At 71.5% G+C, this 21,797-nt stretch carries 20 protein-coding genes; 14 read left to right on the top strand and 6 right to left on the bottom strand.

Annotation, left to right across the window (positions count from 1 at the left end):
- Positions 1-190: 190 nt before the first annotated feature.
- The 4 genes from OO60_RS17280 to OO60_RS17265 form a co-directional block, all read right to left on the bottom strand.
- Entirely contained in the window at positions 191-1,915 is a 1,725-nt protein-coding gene (locus tag OO60_RS17280; RefSeq protein ID WP_003081670.1) for a serine hydrolase domain-containing protein, read from the bottom strand.
- A gap of 47 nt (positions 1,916-1,962) precedes the next feature.
- Positions 1,963-3,228 (bottom strand): exo-beta-N-acetylmuramidase NamZ family protein, encoded by a 1,266-nt coding sequence (locus OO60_RS17275; protein ID WP_003081669.1) that lies wholly within the window; start codon positions 3,226-3,228, stop codon positions 1,963-1,965.
- A complete protein-coding gene (locus tag OO60_RS17270) occupies positions 3,225-4,970 on the bottom strand; it encodes a glycoside hydrolase family 3 protein (RefSeq protein ID WP_033261652.1) in 1,746 nt (581 codons plus the stop codon). Before OO60_RS17270 ends, OO60_RS17275 begins: the two co-directional genes overlap by 4 nt.
- A gap of 817 nt (positions 4,971-5,787) precedes the next feature.
- Positions 5,788-6,618: an HAD family hydrolase gene (locus OO60_RS17265; RefSeq protein WP_003081661.1), complete on the bottom strand. Its 831-nt coding sequence runs from the start codon at positions 6,616-6,618 to the stop codon at positions 5,788-5,790.
- A 616-nt stretch (positions 6,619-7,234) separates the two neighbouring features.
- On the opposite strand from OO60_RS17265, the gene ssd reads away from it, so the two are divergent.
- From ssd to OO60_RS17220, 11 genes are all read left to right on the top strand, one after another.
- Positions 7,235-8,305 carry a septum site-determining protein Ssd gene (gene ssd, locus OO60_RS17260; protein ID WP_003081660.1) on the top strand — a complete coding sequence of 357 codons (1,071 nt, stop codon included), beginning with the start codon at positions 7,235-7,237 and terminating at the stop codon, positions 8,303-8,305.
- Positions 8,302-8,541 (top strand): hypothetical protein, encoded by a 240-nt coding sequence (locus OO60_RS46475; protein WP_155848891.1) that lies wholly within the window; start codon positions 8,302-8,304, stop codon positions 8,539-8,541. Before ssd ends, OO60_RS46475 begins: the two co-directional genes overlap by 4 nt.
- Complete coding sequence (locus OO60_RS17255; protein WP_003081659.1) at positions 8,538-8,804, top strand: hypothetical protein; 267 nt, start codon at positions 8,538-8,540, stop codon at positions 8,802-8,804. Before OO60_RS46475 ends, OO60_RS17255 begins: the two co-directional genes overlap by 4 nt.
- Positions 8,801-9,319 (top strand): hypothetical protein, encoded by a 519-nt coding sequence (locus OO60_RS17250; protein WP_003081658.1) that lies wholly within the window; start codon positions 8,801-8,803, stop codon positions 9,317-9,319. Before OO60_RS17255 ends, OO60_RS17250 begins: the two co-directional genes overlap by 4 nt.
- Complete coding sequence (locus tag OO60_RS17245) at positions 9,316-10,461, top strand: TadA family conjugal transfer-associated ATPase (protein ID WP_033261651.1); 1,146 nt, start codon at positions 9,316-9,318, stop codon at positions 10,459-10,461. The genes OO60_RS17250 and OO60_RS17245 overlap by 4 nt, the downstream gene beginning before the upstream one ends.
- A 13-nt stretch (positions 10,462-10,474) precedes the next feature.
- Positions 10,475-11,233, top strand: a complete 759-nt coding sequence (locus OO60_RS17240; RefSeq protein ID WP_004558556.1) for a type II secretion system F family protein — start codon at positions 10,475-10,477, stop codon at positions 11,231-11,233.
- The gene (locus OO60_RS17235; RefSeq protein ID WP_004558555.1) at positions 11,230-11,946 is read left to right on the top strand and encodes a type II secretion system F family protein; all 717 of its coding nucleotides are present in this window, start codon (positions 11,230-11,232) and stop codon (positions 11,944-11,946) included. The genes OO60_RS17240 and OO60_RS17235 overlap by 4 nt, the downstream gene beginning before the upstream one ends.
- Positions 11,947-11,969: 23 nt before the next feature.
- A complete protein-coding gene (locus tag OO60_RS45435) occupies positions 11,970-12,146 on the top strand; it encodes a DUF4244 domain-containing protein (protein WP_004558554.1) in 177 nt (58 codons plus the stop codon).
- 20 nt (positions 12,147-12,166) lie between these two features.
- Complete coding sequence (locus OO60_RS17230) at positions 12,167-12,502, top strand: TadE family type IV pilus minor pilin (protein WP_004558553.1); 336 nt, start codon at positions 12,167-12,169, stop codon at positions 12,500-12,502.
- Positions 12,489-12,860, top strand: coding sequence for an Rv3654c family TadE-like protein (locus OO60_RS17225; RefSeq protein WP_081655985.1), 372 nt, complete (start codon positions 12,489-12,491; stop codon positions 12,858-12,860). The genes OO60_RS17230 and OO60_RS17225 overlap by 14 nt, the downstream gene beginning before the upstream one ends.
- A gap of 537 nt (positions 12,861-13,397) precedes the next feature.
- Complete coding sequence (locus tag OO60_RS17220; RefSeq protein ID WP_004558551.1) at positions 13,398-14,015, top strand: bifunctional DNA primase/polymerase; 618 nt, start codon at positions 13,398-13,400, stop codon at positions 14,013-14,015.
- 84 nt (positions 14,016-14,099) lie between these two features.
- Here the strand turns inward: OO60_RS17220 and OO60_RS17215 are convergent, their stop codons facing one another.
- A complete protein-coding gene (locus tag OO60_RS17215; protein ID WP_162146245.1) occupies positions 14,100-16,940 on the bottom strand; it encodes a DEAD/DEAH box helicase in 2,841 nt (946 codons plus the stop codon).
- Between the two features lie 275 nt (positions 16,941-17,215).
- Between OO60_RS17215 and OO60_RS17210 the strand changes: the two genes are divergently transcribed.
- From OO60_RS17210 to OO60_RS17200, 3 genes are all read left to right on the top strand, one after another.
- Positions 17,216-19,513, top strand: a complete 2,298-nt coding sequence (locus OO60_RS17210) for a sodium-translocating pyrophosphatase (RefSeq protein WP_004558549.1) — start codon at positions 17,216-17,218, stop codon at positions 19,511-19,513.
- Positions 19,514-19,658: 145 nt separating this feature from the next.
- The gene (locus tag OO60_RS17205) at positions 19,659-20,246 is read left to right on the top strand and encodes a hypothetical protein (RefSeq protein WP_004558548.1); all 588 of its coding nucleotides are present in this window, start codon (positions 19,659-19,661) and stop codon (positions 20,244-20,246) included.
- 51 nt (positions 20,247-20,297) lie between these two features.
- On the top strand, positions 20,298-20,942 hold the full coding sequence (locus tag OO60_RS17200) for a hypothetical protein (RefSeq protein ID WP_004558547.1): 645 nt from the start codon (positions 20,298-20,300) through the stop codon (positions 20,940-20,942).
- A gap of 18 nt (positions 20,943-20,960) precedes the next feature.
- On the opposite strand, the gene OO60_RS17195 is transcribed toward OO60_RS17200, so the two are convergent.
- Positions 20,961-21,767, bottom strand: a complete 807-nt coding sequence (locus OO60_RS17195) for a S1 family peptidase (RefSeq protein ID WP_004558546.1) — start codon at positions 21,765-21,767, stop codon at positions 20,961-20,963.
- Positions 21,768-21,797 lie beyond the last annotated feature (30 nt).

Raw genomic sequence — 21,797 nt, 5'->3', positions numbered from 1 at the left:
CCTTCGGTCGGATCGCAACCCGTCCGTGTCTGCGGATCTGGATTTGCGATTAATCACTGACCAGAAAGTCGCCAACAGGGTCAACCTTGTTAACGAGGTCAAGCTAACGACTTGGCAACTTAGTGTCGCGGTGCAAGCGGCAAGCGGACGGTAAATTCGGACGTCCGGTCGACGTTCGGCGACCGGCTGGTCACCGTGAGCTCAACTGCCAACCGTCTGCAACGAAAGCGGCGGGGTCTCGTTCACCGTCGAGGAGTGATCGGCCGCTCTCGGTGACTTTCACACCGTCCACCGAAACTCCCCGGCCCGTGTAACTCGGATCGGTGCTGTAACGCCAGCGCAGGCTCACCGACGCGCCCTGCGGCAGCGCGCCCACCACCCGCCACCAGGCGCGGTGCCCGTGTCCGGAGAGCGACGTCACAGCTCCGGAGGGTGCCCCCGGTCCCGATACCGATACTGCGATCGGTTGCCAGTTAACGCCGTCGGTGCTGGCCAACAGCTGAAGTGGATCACTCGGACCCTCGGTATCCACGAAGGCAGCGAACGAGACGCGGGCCTGATCACTTTGCGTGGTGAACGCGCGAGTGCTCAGCGTAGCGACACCGGCGTTACCGAGGGTGCTCGTCCAGGCGTCCTTGCCGACGACCGGCCGCACCGCCATCGCCCTGGCCAGCGACGTCGCCCAGACCTGGCGGGCGGTGTTGATCGAGCCCCAGTTCCGGGTCGGGTGCACCCGGTTGGTCAGCAGGATCGCGAACGACCGCGACTCCGGGTCGATGACCAGCGTCGTCCCGGTGAAACCCGTGTGCCCGGCGGTGACCGGCGACGCCAGCGCGCCCATGTACCAGGGCTGGTCGAGCTCGAAGCCGAGGCCGTGCGCGTCATCGGGGAACTGCTGGTTGTAGTTCGTCAGCATCATCTGCCGGACGGTGTCCTCGCGGAGGATCCGGTGCCCGCGGTAGCTGCCGCCGTTGAGCATGGTCTGGGCGAGGACGGCCATGTCGCCTGCGGTGCTGAACACGCCGGCGTGCCCGGCGACGCCGCCCAGCGACCAGGCGTTCTCGTCGTGCACGCTGCCGCGCACCATTCCGCGCGGCGGGTTCGCCTCGAACTCCGTCGCGGCGATCCGGCCCAGCTTCGCCGCGGGCGGGTTGTAGCCGGTGTCGGCCATGCCCAGCGGCGCGGTGATCCGGTCGTGGACGACCTTGTCAAGGGACTGCCCGGTCAGCTTCTCGACGATGAACCCGAGCGTCAGCAGGTTGATGTCCGAGTAGAGGTACGTCGTCCCCGGCTTGTTCTTCAGCGGGCTGTCGAGCACGGCCTGCCGCCGCGACGGGATGTCCGGGTAGCCCGCCCAGAGCGACGGGATCGGGTCGGCGTCGAAGCCGGAGACGTGCGTGAGCAGCATCTTGACCGTGATGGCGGCCTTGTCGCCGGTGGCGAACTCCGGGAAGAAGCGGCTCACCGGCGTGTCGATGGTGAGCTGCCCGCGTTCGACCAGCTGGAGCACCGCGATCGAGGTGAACAGCTTGGAGATCGACGCCATGTCGAAGATCGTGTCGTTCCGCATCGGAACCTGCTGGTCGGCGGGCAGTTCGGTGCCCTTGGCGTCGGCGTACCGCAGCGCCCCGCCGACGGCGTACCGGTCGACGACCACGCCGTCGTGCGCGAGCAGGCCGACCGCGCCGGAGAAGTGCGGGTGCCCGGAGGTGTCCGGTTTCGTCCAGCTCGCCAGGAAGTCCTCGGCCGCCTTGATCGGCGCCGGGTCGAGGTTGACCTCCTGCGGGCGGCCGTCGCGCAGGGTCGTCCACGGCGGGGCGAACCCGTGCTGCGGCCGGTCGAAGCGCCCGGCCGCCGGATCGTGGCTGGTGATGGCGCCGGCTCCCGAAGTCAACGTGGTCAGCGCGACCAGCACTCCGGTGGCCGCGACGAGGACCTTCCTAGCACGCACGAGTCTCCCCCTCAGCGGTAGAGCAGGTAGCGGCGACGTTTCCGGTCGAACTCGGCCAGCTCGGCCCGCCAGGCCCCGGTGACCTCGTCGACGCCCGCGCCGGCGTCGACCATGGTCCGGAGCCTGCCGGAGCCGGAGAGCTTGTCGATGTAGTTGTCGGGGCGCCAGGCGAAGACGTCCGGGTGCAGTGCCTTCGCCGTGACGAGCATGGCGACCGCGGTCCGGATCGCGTCGAAGGCCCGCGGGTCCTCGACGCTCACCTGCACGCCCCCGCACGTCTGGTTGACGAACTTGCTGAACGTGGGGACGAAGTAGGTCTCGCGGAACTTCGCTCCGGGCAGCTGCTCGGCTTCGAGCTTCTCGCGCCAGCGCCAGTCGAGCCCGGGGGCACCGATGATCTCGAACGGCCGGGTCGTGCCGCGGCCCTCGGAGAAGACCGTGCCTTCGAACATGCCGGTGCCCGGGTAGACGAGCGCGGTGTCCGGCGTCGGCATGTTCGGGCTCGGGAGCACCCAGTTCAGCCCGGTGCGCGCGAAGAGCGTGTCACGCTGCCAGCCGCGGACCTGGACGACGTCGAGCTGGGGTTTTCCGTCCGGCAGGAATTCCCCGGCGAAGAAACGCGCGAGCTCGCCGACGGTCATGCCGTGCTGCTGGGCGATCGGCTGCCGCCCGATCCCGGAGGCGAACTTGGGGTCGAGCACCGGCCCGGCCGCGCGGCCGCCGAGCGGGTTCGGCCGGTCGAGCACGACGAGGGCGGCGTTCGCCTTCGCGGCGGCGTCCATCGCCGTGTAGAGCGACCAGATGTAGGTGTAGAAACGCGCGCCGACGTCGGCGATGTCGAACACGACCGTGTCGACGCCGGCCTTGGTGAACAGCGAAGCGAGCTTCGTCGCGTCGACGCCGTACGCGTCGTAGACCGGGACGCCGGTCCGCGGGTCGGTGTAGTCGCCTTCGGAGCCGCCGGCCTGCGCGCTGCCGCGGAAGCCGTGCTCCGGCCCGAAGGCCGCGACCGGCTTGACACCGGCCGCGACCATCGAGTCGACGATGTGGTCGCCGTTCAGCAGCACGCCGGTCGGGTTGGACAGGACGCCCAGCTTGCGGCCCTTGAAGGCCCGCCAGCCCTGCGCGGCCAGCTGCTCCGCGCCGGTGAGGACGCGGCCGGTGTGGGCTGCCGCTTCCGGCTGTTCGGGCTGTGCCCCGGCGACGGCCGAGCCGCCGGCCAGCGCCGGGACGGCCAGCGCGCTCGCGCCGAGGAAGTGGCGCCGGTTGAGGTTCACCAGGTCAGCCCGTGGCCGAACGGGTACTTCACGGTCTGCAGGTCAGCGCCCGCCGGGATGTCGACCGGCAGCTTCCCGACCGGTTTCGTCTCGCCGAGGATCACCTTGGCCAGCGCCTCCAGGGTCGGCGTGATGTAGCCGTAGGTGGCCAGCCAGGTCTTCACGGTGGTCGGGTAGCCGGCGTCGTAGGGGATCTGCGCGGCGACCGCGACGACCGGCTTGCCGGTGGCCTGGAGGGCGTCGAGCAGCTTGGTCTGCCGGGGGAAGGCGCCGATGTTGTTGGTCAGCACGACGACCAGGTCCGCGGACCCGGCGTTCGCGACGGCCTGCGCGATCTGGGCGTCGGTCGGCGCCTGGCCGGTCTGGTAGGCCGTCGCGGCGGTGCCGTGGGCGGTCAGCTTCTGCGCGAGGGACGCCGTCGTGGAGACGCCCCAGCCGGTGACGAGAGCGGTCGCGGGCTTCTGCGTCAGCGGCAGGACACCGGCGTCGTTCGCGATGGCCGTGATGCCGCGGTCGGCGATGTCCTGCGCGGTCTGGAGGCTCGACGGCGTGCCGACGGTCTTCATCACCCGGTTCGGGTCGACGAACGGCGAGAACAGGATGCCGCGTTCGAACTTGAGCTTCAGCACGCGCAGCACGCTCTGGTCGATCCGCCACATCGGGATGTCCCCGGACTTGACGGCGGCGAGCACCGAGTTGATCGCGACGTCCAGGTGCACCGGCATGAGCAGCTGGTCGACGCCGGCCTTGAGCGCGAGGACGGGGATTTCGGCGTCGCTGTGCATCTCGCGCACGCCCTGCATCTCGAGGGAGTCGGTGATGACGACGCCGTTGTAGTGGAGCTCGTTGCGCAGCTTGCCGGTGACGATCGGCTTCGACAGCGTCGCCGGCTCCAGCGACGGGTCGAGGCTGGGGAACTGGATGTGCGCGGTCATGATCGAGTCGATGCCGGCCTTGATGGCGGCCTTGAACGGCGGTACGTCGATGTCGCGCCACGCCTGCTCGGTGCGGTCGATCCGCGGCAGGCCGGTGTGGCTGTCGGTGGCGGCGTCACCGTGGCCGGGGAAGTGCTTGGCGGTGGCGGCGACGGTCTTCGCCGGCAGGCCGGAGTCCTGGTAGCCCTTGACCTCGGCGGCCACGAACTGGCTGGCGAGGCCGGGCTGCCCGGCGAACGAGCGCACCCCGATGACGGGGTTGGCCGGGTTCGAGTTGACGTCGGAGTCAGGCGCGAAGTCCTGGTTGATGCCGACGGCCCGCAGTTCGCGCCCGATGATCGTGGCGGCCTTGGTGGCCCGGTTCGCGTCCCGCCCGGCCGAGATGGCCATCGAGTTCGGGAACTCGGTGGCCGGCGCGCCCATCCGGGTCACCGTGCCACCCTCCTGGTCGGCCCCGATCTGCAGCGGGATGTGCGCCCCGCTGCTGACGGCGGCCTGCTGCAGGCCGTTCGAGAGCTTGGCGACCTGCACGGGGTCGTCGAAGTTGTCGCGCGTGTCGTTGTTGAAGTAGATGACGCCGCCGAGGTGGTACTTCTGGATGACCTGCGCGGGGGTGTCGACGCCGAAGTCGGTCCGGTTCTTCGGGTTGACCTCGTCGGCGGTCTTGCCGTTCACCCAGGTGACGAACAGCTGTCCGACTTTTTGTTCGAGCGTCAGCCCGTGCAGCGCCTGCGTCGCGGCGGCTTCCGCGCTCACCGCGGGTGCGCTCGCCGCGGTCGCAACACCCACACCGGTGAGGGCGAGCACCCCCGCAACGGGCAGGGCGAACGCATGGAACCTCCGATTTCGGGACGTCACGACTCAGCCTCCCAGAAAGTAGCGGGCGCCGGTCGGGACGTCAGAAGTCCACTCGGAGGCGCCAGTATCGGGAAGCTACTCACCGAATCCGGCGCTGTCCATCGACCGACCGCACGAACGCCCCAGTCGTACCCGGATCGGTAGGAAAGCGGCCACACGCTGCGGCCGAACGAGTGAGGCCCGACTTCCGCCTTCAATCACGTGAGTGACGCCCCCAGTCACGCGACTCCCGCCCCGCCTCACGCGAGTTCCGTCCCGGCTCACGCGAGATGCCCCGCCAATCACGCGAGATGCCCCGCCAATCACGCGTGATGCCCGGTCTCGCACGTGGCGGCCTCGCGGTGCCGACCCCCCAAATAGACGAGGCGGCGCCCGTAGCCAATGGCCACGGGCGCCGCCTGCAAAGCGCGAACTTCTCGGGCGACCAAGCGTGCAACTCTGGTCGTACCTACATGGACTCGGCGTGTGGCGTCCCACTACGCAGTCCCTAGACGACGAGCCTCCCGCGGCGCGCTGCGCGTGGGTACCCGGAGTCCGCGCACGGAGGTTTGCCGGGGTGGAACAGGCTTCTCTTCTACCTGCTCCCTGGCCGACCGAACGTCCGCACCTACTTTCTACGCCGTGAGCCCGGTCACTTCAAGTGCGCGTACGGGTGCACCGGTACAGAGGCTGGATCGGGTGACATCGGCACCCTGCGCGACGGACAATTCGGGGCTGGGCCTAGCAAAGTGACAGCCGTACGGCCGTGTGGGTGGCAGCTGCTCGGCTACCGGGACCGTCGGCGACGGCTGAGGCCGTACCAGGTCGCGCCGGCGGCCACCGCGCCCACGCCGAGCGCCACGATTCCCGCCGATCGGGTGGGGATCCGGGTGCGCAGCGACATCGGCCGCTCGAAGGCCAGGATCGGCCAGCCGCGGTCGAGGGCCTCGCGCCGCAGGAGCTTGTCCGGGTTGACCGCGTGCGGGTGCCCGACGACCTCGAGCAGCGGGATGTCGGTGCTCGAATCCGTGTACGCGAAGCACTCGGCGAGGTCGTAGCCGTGTGTGGCGGCGAGCTGCTTCGCGGCGACGGCCTTGTTGGCGCCGTAGCAGTAGAAGTCGACTTCGCCGGAGTAGCGGCCGTCGACGATCTGCATCCGCGTGGCGACGCTCCGGTTCGCCCCGAGCATCTCTGCCACCGGCGCGACGACCTCCTCGCCGGTGGCCGACAGCACGATCACGTCGTGCCCGTCCGCGCGGTGGCGCGCGATCAGCTCCGCGGCCTCCGCGTACACGAGTGGGTCGACGACGTCGTGCAGCGTCTCGCGCACGATCGCGGAAACCTGGGCGACGTCCCAGCCGGCGCACAGCGCGGAAACTTCGGCGCGCAGGCGCTCGGTCTTGTTCTCGTCGGCGCCGGCGAGTGAGAACACCAGTTGCGCGTACGCACTGCGCAATGCGGCGCGCCGGTTGATCAATCCTTCTTTCAGCAGCGGTTTGCTGAACGCCAACGCGCTCGACGAAGCAATGATCGTCTTGTCCAGGTCGAAGAACGCGGCCACCGCGTGCTCCGGGCCCGGCTTCCGGATGCGCGACGGCGCGCTGCTCGGTTCGGCCACCTCCCCAGGATAGGAGCTTGATCGCCGTCGCGTCCCGTTGATCCACCACGCGCGCGTCGCCGCGGCGGAAAATCCATGACAGGCAGGCACTTCGGGCGCGCCGTGCCGTTACCGAACTGTGTGCCTCGCCCGGCGCGCGAACCGGCGCTCGGCGGAGTTACAGTGAGGGAGCCCGGTGTCCAACCGGGCCGGTTCAGTCCGACCCCCCGGGGCTGAACCCACGGCGGCCCCCGTCCCTCCCCCCTGGCGGGGGCCGCCCTCTTACCTTCCGTTTGCCTTCGCCGGATTTCTTTTCCGCGGCCGGATTCCGGCTGCGTTGATCTTCTTGCCTTCTTCTTACCTTCGGCGATTTCCGTCGCCGGCCGGACGCCGATCGTGGTCGAACCCGGATGCGGATATCCCGGCCCATTTCCGCCGCAGGTGCGTCGCGGGCGGGCGCGATCCTGCCACGGCCCACCGACAGAACCGGTCCCCGAGCGGCTCCCCGGGCGGAAGTTGTCCACAACACCCCGCTTGTCCACAGCCGGCCGCCCACCCCGTTGTGCCGCCCCACCCCCGCCCGCGACGGTGGAAGCCGGGCCACCCACGGCCCGCACCGACGACGGGGGAGGAACGCATGACGGGGGAACGACCGCTGGTGGTCGCCGCGGACGAGACCGTGCTCGACGAGATACTGCGCGTGGCGGCGGTCGCGGGCTGCGAACTCGACCGGGCACCGGACCTGACCGCGGCCCGCGGGCACTGGGCACGGGCACCGCTGGTGGTGCTCGACGAAGAAACCGTGCGGCTGGCACCCGTGTTGCCCCGGCGCGGCGGGGTCGTCCTGGTCTGCAAGGGCAGCCCGGGCACCGCGACGTGGGAGCACGCGTTCCGCTGCGGCATCGAGCGCGTGATCTCGTTGCCGGACGAGGAGACCGAGCTCGCCGGCGCGTTCGCCGACGTCGTCGAGACACCGGCGGAGGAAGCCGGCCTGGTGCTCGGCGTGGTCGGCGGCCGCGGTGGCGCGGGCGCGTCCGTCTTCGCCGCGGCACTGGCGCTGGCGGCCGACCGTGACCCGGGCGGCGCCCTGCTGGTGGACTGCGACCCGCTCGGCGGCGGCCTGGATGTGTTGCTGGGCTTGGAAAAGACACCCGGACCCCGCTGGCCGGACGTCCGGTTGAGCGGCCGCATCTCGGTGTCGTCACTGGCGGCGGTCCTGCCACGCCGAAGGCATCGCGGCGGCAGCCTCCCGGTGCTCGCGTGCGGCAAGGAGGGCGAAGGGCCGGCGGTCGAATCGCTGTCGGCGGTCGTGTCCGCGGGCCGCCGCTCGGGCCGCACGGTGGTGTGCGACCTGCCCCGCGCCCTCGGCGGCGCGGCCACGGAAGCGGTTGCGGTGGCCGACATGGTGGTCCTGGTGGTCCCGACGGAGGTCCGGGCGTGCATGGCGGCGAAGCAGGTCCTGCGCCGCCTGTCGGACGTGACGGCCCGCCTCGGCGTGGTCGCGTGTGGACGGTCGAGGGCCGCGTCCGCCGCCCGCACGGCGGCCCTCCTCGGCCCGCCCCTGCTGGCCGCAATGCCCCTGGAGCGCGGCCTGTCGGCCGACGTGGAGCGCGGCGAGTTCCCGGCCAAGCCATCCGGCCCCCTGGCCACGGCGGCGGCCGAAGTCCTGACGGTGGCCCGCCGCGAAGCCCGGGCGGCGTCCCGATGACCGCGCCCGCCTGCCTCCGCCCGCCGAGCCGCCCGGTCACGGTGGGCGAGCTCCTGCTCCCGACGGTCCTGCACCTGACGACCAGAGGCTCCCGGAGCGCGGCGAGCTTCTCGACGTTGCTGGCGTCCTCGCCTGGCCCCGGCAGCTCGCCGGCTGGTCCCGCGTCGCGAGCCGGCACCCGCGTGACGGCCTGTGTCATCCCGATCCGCATCCCGGCCAAGGCGGTGAGCTCATGACGACCGACTTCGTGGACCGCGTCCGCAACCGCCTCGCCGGCGACCACCGCCAGGCCAACTCGGTCGCGGTGGGCGAGCTCCTGCTCCCGACGGTCCTGCAGCCGACGACCGAAGGCTCGAGGAGTGCGGCGAGCTTTTCGACGTTGCTGGCGTCCTCGCCTGGCCCCGGCAGCTCGCCGGCTGGTCCCGCGTCGCGAGCCGGCACCCGCGTGACGGCCTGTGTCATCCCGACCCGCATCCCGGCCGAGGCGGTGACCTCATGACGACCGACTTCGTAGACCGCGTCCGCAACCGTCCCGCGGGCGATCGCCGCCAAGCCGATCCGGTCGCGGTGGGCGGGCTCCTTTTCCCGACGGTCCTGCAGCCGACGACCGAAGGCTCCCGGATTGCGGCGAGCTTTTCGACGTTGCTGGCGTCCCCGCCTGTCCCCGGCCGGCCCCGTGCCGAGAGCTGGCACCCGCGTGACGGCCTGCATCATCCCGACCCGCATCCCGGCCAAGGCGGTGACCTCATGACGACCGACTTCGTGGACCGCGTCCGCAATCGCCTCGCCGGCGACCGCCGCCAGGCCAACTCGGTCGCGGTGGGCGAGCTCCTGTTCCCGACGGTCCTGCACCTGACGACCCGAGGCTCTAGGAGCGCGCCGAGCTTCTCGACGTTGCTGGCGTCCTCCAGCTCCGGCAGCTCGCCCGCCGAACCCCGGCCCGCGTCGCGAGCCGGCCGCGTCACGGCCAGCGCCATCCCAACCCGCATCCCAGCCAAGGCGGTGACCTCATGACAACCGACTTCGTCGACCGCGTCCGCAACCGCCTCGCCGGCGACCGCCGCCAGGCCGACCCGGTCGCCGTCGCCACGGCGGTTCGCGCCGAAGCCGGCGGCGTCCTCGGCCACGACGCCGCGCTCGACGCAGCCCGCCAGGCCCGCGACGAGTTCGTCGGCCCCGGCCCGCTGGCCCCGCTCCTCGCCGACCCGGCGACCACGGACGTGCTCGTCACCGGCCCGGACGAGGTCTGGACGGACGGCCCGGCCGGCCTCGAGCGCACCGGCATCCGCTTCGACGACGAAGAATCCGTCCGCCGGCTGGCGCAGCGCCTCGCCCTCGTGGCGGGCCGGCGCCTCGACGACGCCCAGCCGTACGTCGACGGCTGGCTGCCCGGGTCCGGCCCCCACGGCCGCATCCGCCTGCACGCCGTCCTCTCGCCGATCGCGGCCGGCGGCACGTGCCTGTCCCTGCGCATCCTCCGCCCGGCGACGCACGACCTCACCACCCTCGGCGAACTGGGCGCGTTCGACGCCGACGGCGCGAACCTGCTCCGGACCGTCGTTTCGCGGCGGATGGCGTTCCTCGTCACCGGCGGCACGGGCGCGGGCAAGACCACGCTCCTGGCCGCACTGCTGGGCGCGGTCGACCCGCGGGAGCGGATCGTCTGCGTCGAGGACGCCGGCGAGCTCCGGCCGGCGCACCCGCAGTTCGTCAGCCTGGTCGCCCGTCCGGCCAATGTGGAGGGTGCGGGCGCGGTCGGCCTGCCCGAGCTCGTCCGCCAGGCGCTGCGCATGCGCCCCGACCGGCTGGTGGTCGGCGAGGTCCGCGGCGCCGAGGTCGGCGCCCTGCTCACGGCCCTCAACACCGGCCACGACGGCGGCGCGTGCACGGTCCACGCCAACTCCCCGGCCGAGGTGCCGGCCCGCATCGAGGCACTGGCCGCACTCGGCGGCCTCGGCCGCGACGCGGTGCACAGCCAGCTGGTCGCGGCGATCCGCGTGGTGCTGCACATGCGGCGCGAACCAGACGGCCGCCGACGCCTGGCCGAGGTCGGCGTACTCCGCACCGAGCGCGGCCGGGCACGGGTCGTGCCGGTGTGGCGCACGGGCCGCTGGACAGTCGACCGCCATCTCTTCACCACGACATCTTTTTTCTGATCGGGAGGCAGCGATGATCACCCCATGGGTCCCGCTGTGCGCGGGAGCGGCCCTGGCCTGCTGGCCGGCCGCACCGACCCGCCTCCAGGCCGCGCTCGAGCAGCCAGCGCCGATCCGGATCCCCGACGTCTGGCGCACCATCCGCTGGCTGCTCCCGGCCGCACTCGCGGGACTGCTCGCGGGCCCCGGCGGCGCAATCGCGGCCGGCGTACTGACGCTGGCGTGGAGCCAGGAGTGGCGAGCCCACCACCGAGCCACCGCGGACCTGACAACAGCGGCACACACGGCAACGGCGTTGCGGACAATGGTGGCGGAACTCCGAACGGGAGCCCACCCGGTAACCGCAGCGGAAGCAGCAGCGGCCGCGGTCCCCCCACTGGCAGCCGACCTCCAAGCCCTGGCAACGGCGGCCCGCCTGGACACCGAGCCGAGCGTGCCGGCCTTCCCCCAGCTGGCAGCGGCCTGGAAGCTGGCCAAGCGCCACGGCCTCCCCATGGCCGACGTGCTGGACGCAACCCGCCGCGACGCCGAAGCGGCCCTGACATTCGCCCGCCGAGCCCGGGCAAAGCTGGCCGGCCCCCAGGCAAGCGCGGCGGTACTGACGGCCCTCCCGGCCTTGTGCGTACTGCTGGGACAGCTCATGGGTGCAGCTCCGCTCCCGGTGCTGACAGCCAGCACACCCGGCCAGCTCCTCCTGGTCACGGGCAGCACCCTGCTCTGGGCAGGCACAGCCTGGTGCCGAGCCCTGACGGCGAAGGCGCGCGCCCAATGACCGCGGCCGCCCTCCTCCTGCTCGCCGGAGCACTACTCACCTGGCCGGACAGCACCATCACGCGGCGATTCGACCGCCTGACCGGCACCCCGAACACCACCCGCAAGTGGCCTCGCGCCATCCCGCACATCGCGGCCACTCTCGGCGGCGCCTCGGCCGCGGTCCTGATCGGCGGAATCACCGGCGTGGTGCTGGGCGCGATCCTCACCGCGACCGGCTGGTGGGCGATCCGCCGGACCCGCCGTCCGCGTCCACCGGCCGCGGACATCGCCGCCAGGCTGCGGTTGGCCGGAACCCTCGACCTCCTGGCCGCCTGCCTGCGCGCCGGGCTGCCAGTGCCGTCGGCCCTCGACGCCGTGGCCGGCACAGCGCCCGCACCCGTCGACGCGGCGCTGAGCTCGACCGCCGGGCTGCTCGCCCTCGGCTCCCGGCCGGACGAGGCATGGGCACCGGTGCGGACGGTCCCTGGCCTCGGCGAGCTGGCGGCCGCGGCGATCCGGACGTCCCGTTCGGGCGCAGCCTTCGCCGCGTCGGCCGGTGACCTCGCCGGGCGAATCCGCGACGAGCTGGCCACCGAGGCGGAGGAGCGAGCCGAACGAGCCGGTGTGGCGCTGGCCCTGCCGGTCGGCCTGTGTTTCCTGCCCGCCTTCTTCTGCCTGGGCGTGCTGCCGGTCGTCCTCGGCCTGGCCGGACGGCTCGGCCCGCTCCTCTGACCACAAGAATGAAGGGAACCCCCATGCGCACGTTCCGCCGCCGACCCCGCTCGGACGACGGCTCCACGACGGTCGAGTACGCCATCGTCACCGTCGCTGTCGCGGCCTTCGCCGCAGTCCTCTACACCCTGCTCACCGGAGACTCGGTCGTCTCGTGGCTGACGAACCTGGTCATGAAGGCGCTGTCGGTGCCGTCATGAGCCGCCGGGACGAAGGCTCGGTGACCGTCGAGGCAGCCCTCGGCCTGGCCGGCCTGACGGTGGTGACCGTGCTGCTCATCGCAGGCCTCACGGCCCTGACGAGCCAGTTGCGCTGCACGGACGCGGCCCGCGAGGCCGCCCGGCTGCTGGCCAGAGGCCAACCGCACGAGGCCGCGGCAGCGGTCCACCAGATCGCCCCACCGGGCGCGAACCTGACGTTCGAGCACGTCGGCGACACGATCACGGTCAAGGTGACAGCCCTCCCCGCAGGCGGTCTTCTCCCGGCGGTGCACCTGAACGCCACGGCCTACGCGGTGGCCGAGCCAGGCACGGAGGCGGCGAATGCCCCCGGCTGACCGGCAACCACCAGCACCCGGCCGGGACAGCGGAGCCGCCACGATCTGGACAGCCATGTCAGTAACAGCACTGGCCGGAGTAGCGGCACTGGCGTTCTGGCTGGCGGCGACGGTCATCGCCCGCCACCGAGCCGAGTCGGCGGCCGACCTGGCAGCCCTCGCGGCGGCCTCCCACGCCGCGGAGGGCCCGACCGGAGCATGCGAGCGCGCGAGGTGGGTGACGACCCGGATGGGAGTCACGCTCCTGACCTGCCGATGGCAGCAACTGGACGCCCTGGTCGAGGTGGAGGCACCCAGCCCCGGTCTCGCCGGCCTGCCCCGCTCGTCGGCTCGCGCCCGCGCCGGCCCCGCAGGCTGACGGACGTGGCCATCCGAGGCATCTAACCGGCCCCGCGGCCTGGCCCATCGTGGCCGTCCGATGCCCAGCGGCGGCCCGCGGGCCGACCACCGTCGCCGTTCGGCGGGCCTCGCGCCCGCGGCACCGTTCGCCGGACGCCGACCGGTCGGTATGCGGCGATGACCGGCTGATCCGCCCGGCCGGCCGATGAGCGGCTCAATGTCACGGGCAGCGGTCGTTGGTGTACGGCGAGCGGTCGAATCCGCTGCTCACCTGGGCCGAAGGGCGGCTTCGGGGCCGCCGGCCGCTCCTCCGAAAACCGAAGAATCCAGGGCTTTCGCACGATGAACGGTCCGTGTGTGGTTGCCGTTTACCGTCCATCCGCGCCTGGGCGTTCGGTCGGGCCGTATAGATCACTGGGCGTTCATCGCCTCGTAACCACCGGTTGTCGCGCGGGGGTTCCGGGCAATGTGCAACTTGCCGTTAAGTGAGATGTGCGACACCACGACAGGGTCTAGCGGGGTCGCGGCGAACCGGAACCTTAAGGCAGGAAAGACAATGTTGGACGCGAATTGGCCGGACAGCTGGCGCGGCGCCTTCCGCATCGAACTACGGGCGGAGGCGATCGGTCTCGCCTGGCGCGGCTGGCCGGTGCTCCCGGGCGTCAACCCCGCTCCGCTCACCGACGGCGACGACCTCACCTGGCGCCGTCCCGTTCCGGCCAGTGACGCCTGGCGTGAGCAGCTGGGCACCCACGCCCACGAGGTCGCCACCTGGTTCTCCAACCGCACGCACAGCCTGCTCGTCGCCACCGGCACCGTGCTCGACGCCATCGAGGTCGACGACGAACTGGGCAAGCGCGCCTGCCGCCTCCTCCGCGCCCTGGGCCACCCGGCGCCGATCATCGCGCTGCCGAACGGCCGCTGGCTGTTCCTCACCACCGTCGCCGACAGCGTTCCGGCCGAGCTGGCCGAGCGCGCCGCCATCCAGTGGCACGGCAAGGACAGCTACATCCCGCTGCCGCCTTCGCCGTTCCAGCACGGTGTCGTGCACTGGCGCGTGAAGCCCGAGGTGTGCGGCTGGCAGCTGCCGGACGCCGCCGAGGTGCACGACGTCCTCGTGCGGGCCCTGGCCGGCGAGCACGCCCCGCAGCTGGTCCAGTCCAGCGCGGCCTGAACCACCCGCACCACCGCCGCCGGCCGGTCCCAGCCCGGCCGAGGCGGAGCAGGACACAACTCCATGAGCCAAGATGTGGCCGTCCTAGGCGCCGTGTTGACGCAACGCCCCGAGCACGGTGTCCAGAACAGCCACTGCCCCCGCCTTGTCCAGCGGCTCGTTGCCGTTCCCGCACTTCGGCGACTGGACGCAGGACGGGCAACCCGTCGGGCACTCGCAGGAGACGATCGCCTCCCGCGTTGCGGCCAGCCACGGGACAATCGCGGCATAACCGCGTTCGGCAAATCCCGCACCCCCGGGATGCCCGTCATGCACGAACACCGTCGCCTCCCCGGTGTCCTCGTGCCACGCGGTACTCACCCCGCCGATGTCCCACCGGTCGCACGTAGCGAACAGCGGTAGCAGGCCGATCGCCGCGTGCTCGGCGGCATGCAGGGCACCGGGGACCCGTGCCGGAACCAGTCCGGCACCCCCCGGTGTCCTGCCACCCTCGTGAGCGGGCCCCCGACCGCTCGCCAGGGGTTCCTCCCCGGTCCCCACCGGCCCCGCAGATTCGGTCCCCACCCGATGGCCCCCGGTCCCCGCCTCGCCATCACCGGATACGCCGGAACTGCTCGCACCCGGAGCACCACTCGCGGCAGCGGTAGAGACCGAACCGCCGGCCGCAGTCGCGGAGCCGGCCACGGTAGTGAAGGGCCTCGCGGCCGCCGACCCGGTCGAGTCGCCGGCCGCAGTCACGGAGCCGCTCGCAGCCTCCGCGTCGGTGGCACCGCCCGCAGCCGAGGCAGCGGCCGCACCGCCGGAACCGCCCGCAGCGCCGGAGTCCGCCGCCAAAGAGCCGGGCGAGCCGCCCGGATCCGGTGCGACCTCCGTGTCAGCCGCCGCCGGGCCCTCCGCACCTCCACCACCGGTACCGCGCGAACTCCCTCGCCAGCCCTTCCCCCCACCAGCAGCCGGCCCGAGCAACTCCGCCGAAACCGTGTACCAAACCGCTCGCGTGCGCAGGCTCTGCTCCGGCAGGTCGAGCGGCGTGTGGTCCAGCACCTCCCCGGACGGTCGCCGCCGCAGGTAGCCCACCACCTGGGATGTCACCGCCACCTCGCCGAGGCAGATGCTCACTCCGCCGTAGTCCTGCTTCTCCTGGGTGCTCAGCACCGAGATGTCCACGACCTCGCGTGGCGTCGTCGTCCAGTCCGGGTTCTCCGCGTGCACCAGCGCCAGCCCCGTCTCCAGGTCCAGCTCGTCGACCACGTACGACGATCCCTGGTGCAGGTACACCGCGCCCGGGTGGACCGCGAAGCACGCCGAGCCCGGGTCGACCGTTCCCAGCATCCGGCCCGAGTCCGATTCGACCACTGCGATCTGCTCGCCGCCCGTTCCGCGGATGCCGACTTCGGCGTGCGGCCGCTCCCGTGACGTCCAGTACCAGCCGCTCGACCGGCGCCGCAGCAGCTTCTGCTCCGCCAGCTCGGCCAGCACCTCCAGGGCCGCCGCGCCGCCGAACACCTCCAGCTCCGGCACCGTCAACGGCAGCTCGGCCACCGCGCACGCCAGCTGCGGCGCCAGGACGTACGGGTTCGCGGGGTCCAGCACCGCCGTCTCGACCGGCCGCGAAAGCAGCGCCGCCGGGTGGTGCACCAGGTACGTGTCGAGCGGGTCGTCCCGTGCGACGAACACCACCAGCGCCGAGTCGCCCGACCGGCCCGCTCGCCCGGCCTGCTGCCAGAACGACGCGAGCGTGCCCGGGTAGCCGGCCAGCACCACCGCGTCGAGCCCCGCGATGTCGACGCCGAGCTCCAGCGCGTTCGTCGTCGCCACCCCGAGGAGACGCCCCGACAACAACGCCGCTTCGAGTGCGCGACGCTCCTCCGGAAGATAACCAGACCGATACGCCGCAACGGTTTCCACCAGCGCGGGGTCCACTTCGGACAGAATGCGACGCGCACCCAGCGCGGCCAGCTCCGCGCCCCGCCGCGACCGGATGAAGGCCAGCGACCGCGCACCTTCCACCACCAGGTCGGCGAGGATCCGCGACGCCTCCGCGCCGGCCGGCCGCCGGACCGGCGCGCCGTTCTCCCCGGTCAGCTCCTCCAACAACGGCGGCTCCCACAGCGCCACCGTCCGGGCGCCGCGCGGCGACGCGTCCTCCGTCACGGCGACACATGGCACGCCCGTCAATCGCGAAGCGAACGAAGCTGGCGAAGCCGTCGTCGCCGAAGCAAGCACGAACACCGGCGAAGCGCCGTAGTGCTCCGCCACCCGCCGAAGCCGGCGAAGCAGCAGCGCGACGTGTGAGCCGAAGACGCCGCGATAGCTGTGGCACTCGTCCACGACCACGTACCGGAGCCGCCGGAAGAACGTCGCCCACCGGCCGTGCGCCGAGAGGATCCCGCGGTGCAGCATGTCCGGGTTGGTGAACACCCAGTTCGCGTGCGCACGCACCCAGTCGCGCTCCGCCATCGGCGTGTCCCCGTCGAACGACGCCGCCCGCACCCCGGGTACGTCCAAAGAGGACACGGACCGCAGCTGGTCCGCCCCCAGCGCCTTGGTCGGCGACAGGTACAGCGCGTTCGCCTTCTCGCCCGCGGCCAGCCGCGAGAGCACCGGCAGCTGGTACGCCAGCGACTTGCCCGACGCCGTGCCGGTCGAGACCACGACGTGCCGGCCCTCGTACGCGTGCGAAGCCGCCTCGGCCTGGTGCGCCCAGGGAGCCGAAACCCCGCAGTCACGCAGCGCAGCGACAACCGCCGGATCCGCCCACGACGGCCACTCTGCGTAGCGCGCGGCGCGACCCGGCAGGTCCGCGACGTGCGTGACCGGGTGCTCGCGCGACGGGGTGCCGGCGGTCACCCGCCTCAGCAGCCGCTGCCCACGTGTTTCGTCCACCCGCCGAGCTTGGCACAGGGGTACGACAGTTCCGCCCATCCCCAGCTGCGCCAACGGATCGGCATCAGAGTGATCGTTCAAGTGAGGAGGCTCACAAGGTAACGGAATGTACCGTCCCCGGGACGGCGTGAAGACGCTGGTTGCGATACCAATACACTCCCGCAATCCACACCCTCTGTGGTGAGCGTCATGTGAGACGTGCATTGCTGCCCGGCTAGCGTGTCGCTCGGTACAGGGTCCATGCCAGCGCCGGCCGTGTCGAACCCTCGGCTTGCCGTCGACGCTGGCGCACGGCGACGTCTCCTGGAGGACGAATGTCACGGCAGTTCCTCGCGGAGGGCGGGTCCATCACGCTCTCCGGAGGTGGCTACACGATTGTCGGTGTAGTCGCCGTGGTCGCGCTTGCCGCACTCGTCATCGGCTACGTCCTGCTCAAGGAGGTGCTGGCCGCAGGCCAGGGCACCGCCAAGATGCAGGACATCGCCAAGGCGGTGCAGGAAGGCGCGGCCGCGTATCTCAAGCGGCAGCGGAACACCCTCGCCATTTTCGGCGTGATCGTGTTCCTCCTGCTCTTCATCCTTCCCGCGGACGACTGGAACGAGAAGATCGGCCGTTCGATCTTCTTCCTGGTCGGCGCGGGTTTCTCGTTCGCGATCGGCTACCTCGGCATGTGGCTGGCGACGCAGGCGAACCTGCGCGTCGCCGCCGCGTCGCGTGAGGAAGGCGGGCGCGAGAAGGCAATGCGCGTCGCGTTCCGCACCGGTGGCGTCGTCGGCATGATCACCGTCGGCCTCGGCCTGTTCGGTGCCGCGGTCGTCGTGCTGGTCTACACCGGGCAGGCCCCGAAGGTGCTCGAGGGCTTCGGGTTCGGCGCGGCGCTGATCGCGATGTTCATGCGTGTCGGCGGCGGCATCTTCACCAAGGCCGCCGACGTCGGCGCGGACCTGGTCGGCAAGGTCGAGCAGGGCATCCCGGAGGACGACCCGCGCAACGCCGCCACCATCGCGGACAACGTGGGTGACAACGTCGGCGACTGCGCCGGCATGGCCGCGGACCTCTTCGAGTCCTACGCCGTCATGCTGGTCGCCGCGCTGATCCTGGGCAGCACCGCCTTCGGCGTGCACGGCCTGATCTTCCCGCTGATCGTCCCGGCGATCGGTGTCATCACCGCCGTCATCGGTGTCTACATCACCAAGGCGCGCGCGGGCGAAGGCGGCCTGGTCACGATCAACCGCTCCTTCTACATCTCCGCGGTGATTTCCGCGGTGCTGTCGGCGATCGCGGCGTTCGTGTACCTGCCGAGCAGCTTCCGCGACTTCGGCGCGGAATTCGCTTCGACGTCGGGCAACCCGGCGGTCATCGCGACCGTCGCGGTGATCATCGGCATCGTGCTCGCGGCGATCATCCTGAAGCTGACCGGGTACTACACCGGCACCGAGTACAAGCCGGTCAAGGACGTCGGCCGGACGTCGGAAACCGGCCCGGCGACGGTCATCCTGTCCGGCATCTCGGTCGGTTTCGAGTCCGCTGTGTACACCGCCCTCGTGATCGGCGCCGCCGTGTTCGGCGCCTACCTGCTGGGTGGCGGCATCGCGCTGTTCGCCGTGGCGCTGGCCGGCACCGGCCTGCTGACCACGGTCGGCGTCATCGTCGCGATGGACACCTTCGGCCCGGTTTCGGACAACGCGCAGGGCATCGCCGAGATGTCCGGTGACGTCGACGAGAAGGCCGCGCAGATCCTCACCGAGCTCGACGCGGTCGGCAACACCACCAAGGCGATCACCAAGGGCATCGCGATCGCCACCGCGGTCCTCGCGGCGACGGCGCTGTTCGGGTCCTACTCGGACGCGATCACGAAGACGCTGTCGGGCATGGGCACCGGCGTGGTCACCGGTCTCGACGCGGCGAAGTCGTTCGTCAACGAGATCGTCAGCCCGAACACGCTGGTCGGTGTGATCGTCGGTGCGGCCGTGGTGTTCCTCTTCTCCGGTCTCGCCGTCAACGCGGTCTCGCGGGCCGCCGGCGCGGTCGTCTTCGAGGTGCGTCGTCAGTTCCGCGACATCCCGGGGATCATGGAGGGCACCACCCGCCCCGAGTACGGCAAGGTCGTCGACATCGTCACGCGCGACTCGCTGCGCGAGCTGACGACCCCGGGTCTGCTGGCGGTCTTCGCCCCGATCGCGGTCGGCTTCGGCCTGGGCACCGGCGCGCTCGCCGGTTACCTGGCCGGCGCGATCGCCTGCGGCACCCTGATGGCGATCTTCCTCGCCAACTCCGGTGGCGCGTGGGACAACGCGAAGAAGCTGGTCGAGGACGGCAACCACGGTGGCAAGGGCTCGTCCTCGCACGAGGCCACCATCATCGGTGACACCGTCGGCGACCCGTTCAAGGACACCGCCGGCCCGGCGATCAACCCGCTGATCAAGGTGATGAACCTGGTCTCCGTACTGATCGCGCCCGCTGTCGTGCAGTTCTCGATCGGCCCCGACGAGAACGCCGCGGTCCGCATCATCATTTCGCTGGTCGCGGTCGCCGTGATCGTTGCGGCGATCGTGGTCTCGAAGCGGCGGGGGACGGTCATTTCCGACACCCCGGCCGAAATCAAGGCCTGAGTTCCAAGGTGACCCCGGGCCCGGCGCGCGCCAACGCGTGCCGGGCCCGGGGCATGCCATCCCAGAAAGGCCCGGCGACTTGCGAAGCAGCACCGAGTCGGTACCGTCGGGCCTGCCGGGACGTCGTCGGGCAGGAGGTACGCCAGTGCGGCAGCGGCCGACCGTTTTCGCCGCCCTGACCACGACGATCACCTTCTGTCTCGTCGGCTGCGGGCAGCCGTCCGCGGAGCAGCCGCCGCGCGACCAGGATCTGTCGGTCACGACCGTCGTTCCCCACGCTGATCCCGCGGCGGACTGGGCCGCCGGTTACTGCGACGCCGTGACACACCTGGTCCGCACCCTCGCGGATCTGCCTGCCGTCGATCCGAGCACGCCGCAGAAGGCGTCCCGGACGTCCAGCGACCTGCTTTCGTCCGTCGTCGGCGGCCTCGACCAGAGCCTGGCCGGGCTGAACGCGCTCGGTGCGCCGCCGGTGCCGTCGGCGGACGCCGGCCGCAAGGACGTCATCCGGCAGTTCGCCGAGATCCGCGCCGAGGCCGAGAGCGCGCGCCAGCGCATCGAAACGGTCCGCGGCAACGCACCGGCGACGAAGGCCGCTCTCGGCGACGCCAAGGCGGCTCTCGACCGCATCGACGCCCTCGACTACCTCAAGGGCCTCCGGGACGTCCCGGCGCTGGCGGGGGCGGAACAGCGCGCTCCGGCATGCCGGCGGCTGGATCAACCGGCCGGCTGAAGATCGCCGTGACGCTCGCCACGAATCGAACTTGTGTTCTAGTATAGCGCGGTGGATCGGACGATCTCGCTCTTCTCCGCCGAGGCCAGTGGGCCGGGCCTGGGCGACCTGGCCGGCCTGTTGTGCTGTCACGGCCAGATCACCGGCTTCGGGCGCACCGCCGCCCGGCTGTCGGTGGTCGTCGAGGAGCCGTGGCGGGCGCACGTCCTGGCGCGCGAGTTCCGCTGCCGCGGCGCGGACGCCCAGGTGTCGAAGGCCGACTGCGGCCGCCCGCAGGTGCGCACGTCGTTCCGGGTCGACCTGCTGCCGCTGGCGCTGCGGTGGCTGCGTGAGGGCTGCGCGGGCCCGGCCGAGGACGACTCGGGCAAGGCGGTGCCGGCGGGGTTCCGGCTGAGCGGCGCGATGCTGCGGATGTGGGCGCTGGCCGGTGGCCGTCCCGGCACGCAGGGGTACCTGCTGGGCGTCGATCCGCTCGCGCCCGGCATGCACGAGCGGCTGGTCGAGGCGCTGACGCCGTTGGGCGTCGCGGCGAAGCTGACCGGCCCGAAGGCCGAGGTCCCGGCCGTGAAGGTCACCGGGAAACGCCGGCTGGAGGCGCTGCTGGAGCTGATCGGCGAGCCGCCGCCGGGTGCCGAAGCGGCGTGGCCGGGCGCGGAACCACAACCGCACCCGGAGGCCGCGACGAGCACGGCCTGACCGGGTGCGGCGGGTGCGTCAGGGCCGGGGCAGGGTGCAGCCGGCCTGGGTGAGGGCGATTTCGTTGGCCGCGGTGAGGCAGGCGGGAATGCCGTAGGTCTCCTGGCCGTAGTTCGTCTTGTAGTGCACGGTGACGTTGCCGGCCTGGTCGACCTCGCACGGGTTGTTCTCCGTGCAGCGTTCGCCGTCCTCGTTGCCGGTGTTGTTCACGCCGACGACCTTGCCGCCGGAGACGATCGGCGAACCGGACGTGCCGCCGATGGTCTGGCAGGCGGAGGTGTAGCGGATCGAGTCCTTCCAGGTCCAGCTGCCCTCCTTCAGCCGGTAGACGAACCCGTCGATGTTGCAGGAGTAGATGCGCTTCCAGTAGCCGGAGACGACGTCGATCGCCGCGCCCGCCGAGGGGTGCGCGTTCGACAGTTCCAGCGGCGAGATGCCGTAGCTGGCCTTGATCTGCGCGTAGGTGGTGGTGAGCTGGTAGAGCGACACGTCGGTGTCGGTCATCGTGCCGTAGACGATCTTCTTGGCCCGCAGCGTCGCCTTGTTGCTGCCGCTGGCGGTGAGCAGCGTGAACGTCCGGCTCGACGCGCGGTTGGTGATCACCTCGCCCGGCCCCGGGAAACCGGTTTCGAGGCAGTGCCCGTTGGACATGACGAGCGCGGGCGCGGTGTCGGGTGTAGCGGCCGGCTTGACCACCGACCCCGAGCAGTTGGACAGGGCCACGGTGCCGGCGAAGTTCGCCGCGGCCGCGTTCGCCGGAGTGACACCCAGCAATACTGTGGCGGTCGCAGCGGTGAACAGGGCGCCGAGCAGGCGTCGGGTCATGGCGGATCCTTTCGGCTGGGCGGGGAAACC

Source organism: Amycolatopsis vancoresmycina, assembly GCF_000716785.1.
GTDB lineage: Bacteria > Actinomycetota > Actinomycetes > Mycobacteriales > Pseudonocardiaceae > Amycolatopsis > Amycolatopsis vancoresmycina.
The sequence above is the reverse complement of the archived record's forward strand: the minus strand, read 5'-3'. Positions and strand labels throughout refer to the sequence as shown.

Excerpts from the sequence above, each read along its gene's own strand:
- ssd (WP_003081660.1), top strand. The coding sequence starts at position 7,235 with ATGACGGGGGAACGACCGCTGGTGGTCGCCGCGGACGAGACCGTGCTC.
- OO60_RS46475 (WP_155848891.1), top strand. The coding sequence starts at position 8,302 with ATGACCGCGCCCGCCTGCCTCCGCCCGCCGAGCCGCCCGGTCACGGTG.
- OO60_RS17255 (WP_003081659.1), top strand. The coding sequence starts at position 8,538 with ATGACGACCGACTTCGTGGACCGCGTCCGCAACCGCCTCGCCGGCGAC.
- OO60_RS17250 (WP_003081658.1), top strand. The coding sequence starts at position 8,801 with ATGACGACCGACTTCGTAGACCGCGTCCGCAACCGTCCCGCGGGCGAT.
- OO60_RS17245 (WP_033261651.1), top strand. The coding sequence starts at position 9,316 with ATGACAACCGACTTCGTCGACCGCGTCCGCAACCGCCTCGCCGGCGAC.
- OO60_RS17240 (WP_004558556.1), top strand. The coding sequence starts at position 10,475 with ATGATCACCCCATGGGTCCCGCTGTGCGCGGGAGCGGCCCTGGCCTGC.
- OO60_RS17235 (WP_004558555.1), top strand. The coding sequence starts at position 11,230 with ATGACCGCGGCCGCCCTCCTCCTGCTCGCCGGAGCACTACTCACCTGG.
- OO60_RS45435 (WP_004558554.1), top strand. The coding sequence starts at position 11,970 with ATGCGCACGTTCCGCCGCCGACCCCGCTCGGACGACGGCTCCACGACG.
- OO60_RS17225 (WP_081655985.1), top strand. The coding sequence starts at position 12,489 with ATGCCCCCGGCTGACCGGCAACCACCAGCACCCGGCCGGGACAGCGGA.
- OO60_RS17220 (WP_004558551.1), top strand. The coding sequence starts at position 13,398 with ATGTTGGACGCGAATTGGCCGGACAGCTGGCGCGGCGCCTTCCGCATC.
- OO60_RS17215 (WP_162146245.1), bottom strand. The coding sequence starts at position 16,940 with ATGGGCGGAACTGTCGTACCCCTGTGCCAAGCTCGGCGGGTGGACGAA.
- OO60_RS17210 (WP_004558549.1), top strand. The coding sequence starts at position 17,216 with ATGTCACGGCAGTTCCTCGCGGAGGGCGGGTCCATCACGCTCTCCGGA.
- OO60_RS17195 (WP_004558546.1), bottom strand. The coding sequence starts at position 21,767 with ATGACCCGACGCCTGCTCGGCGCCCTGTTCACCGCTGCGACCGCCACA.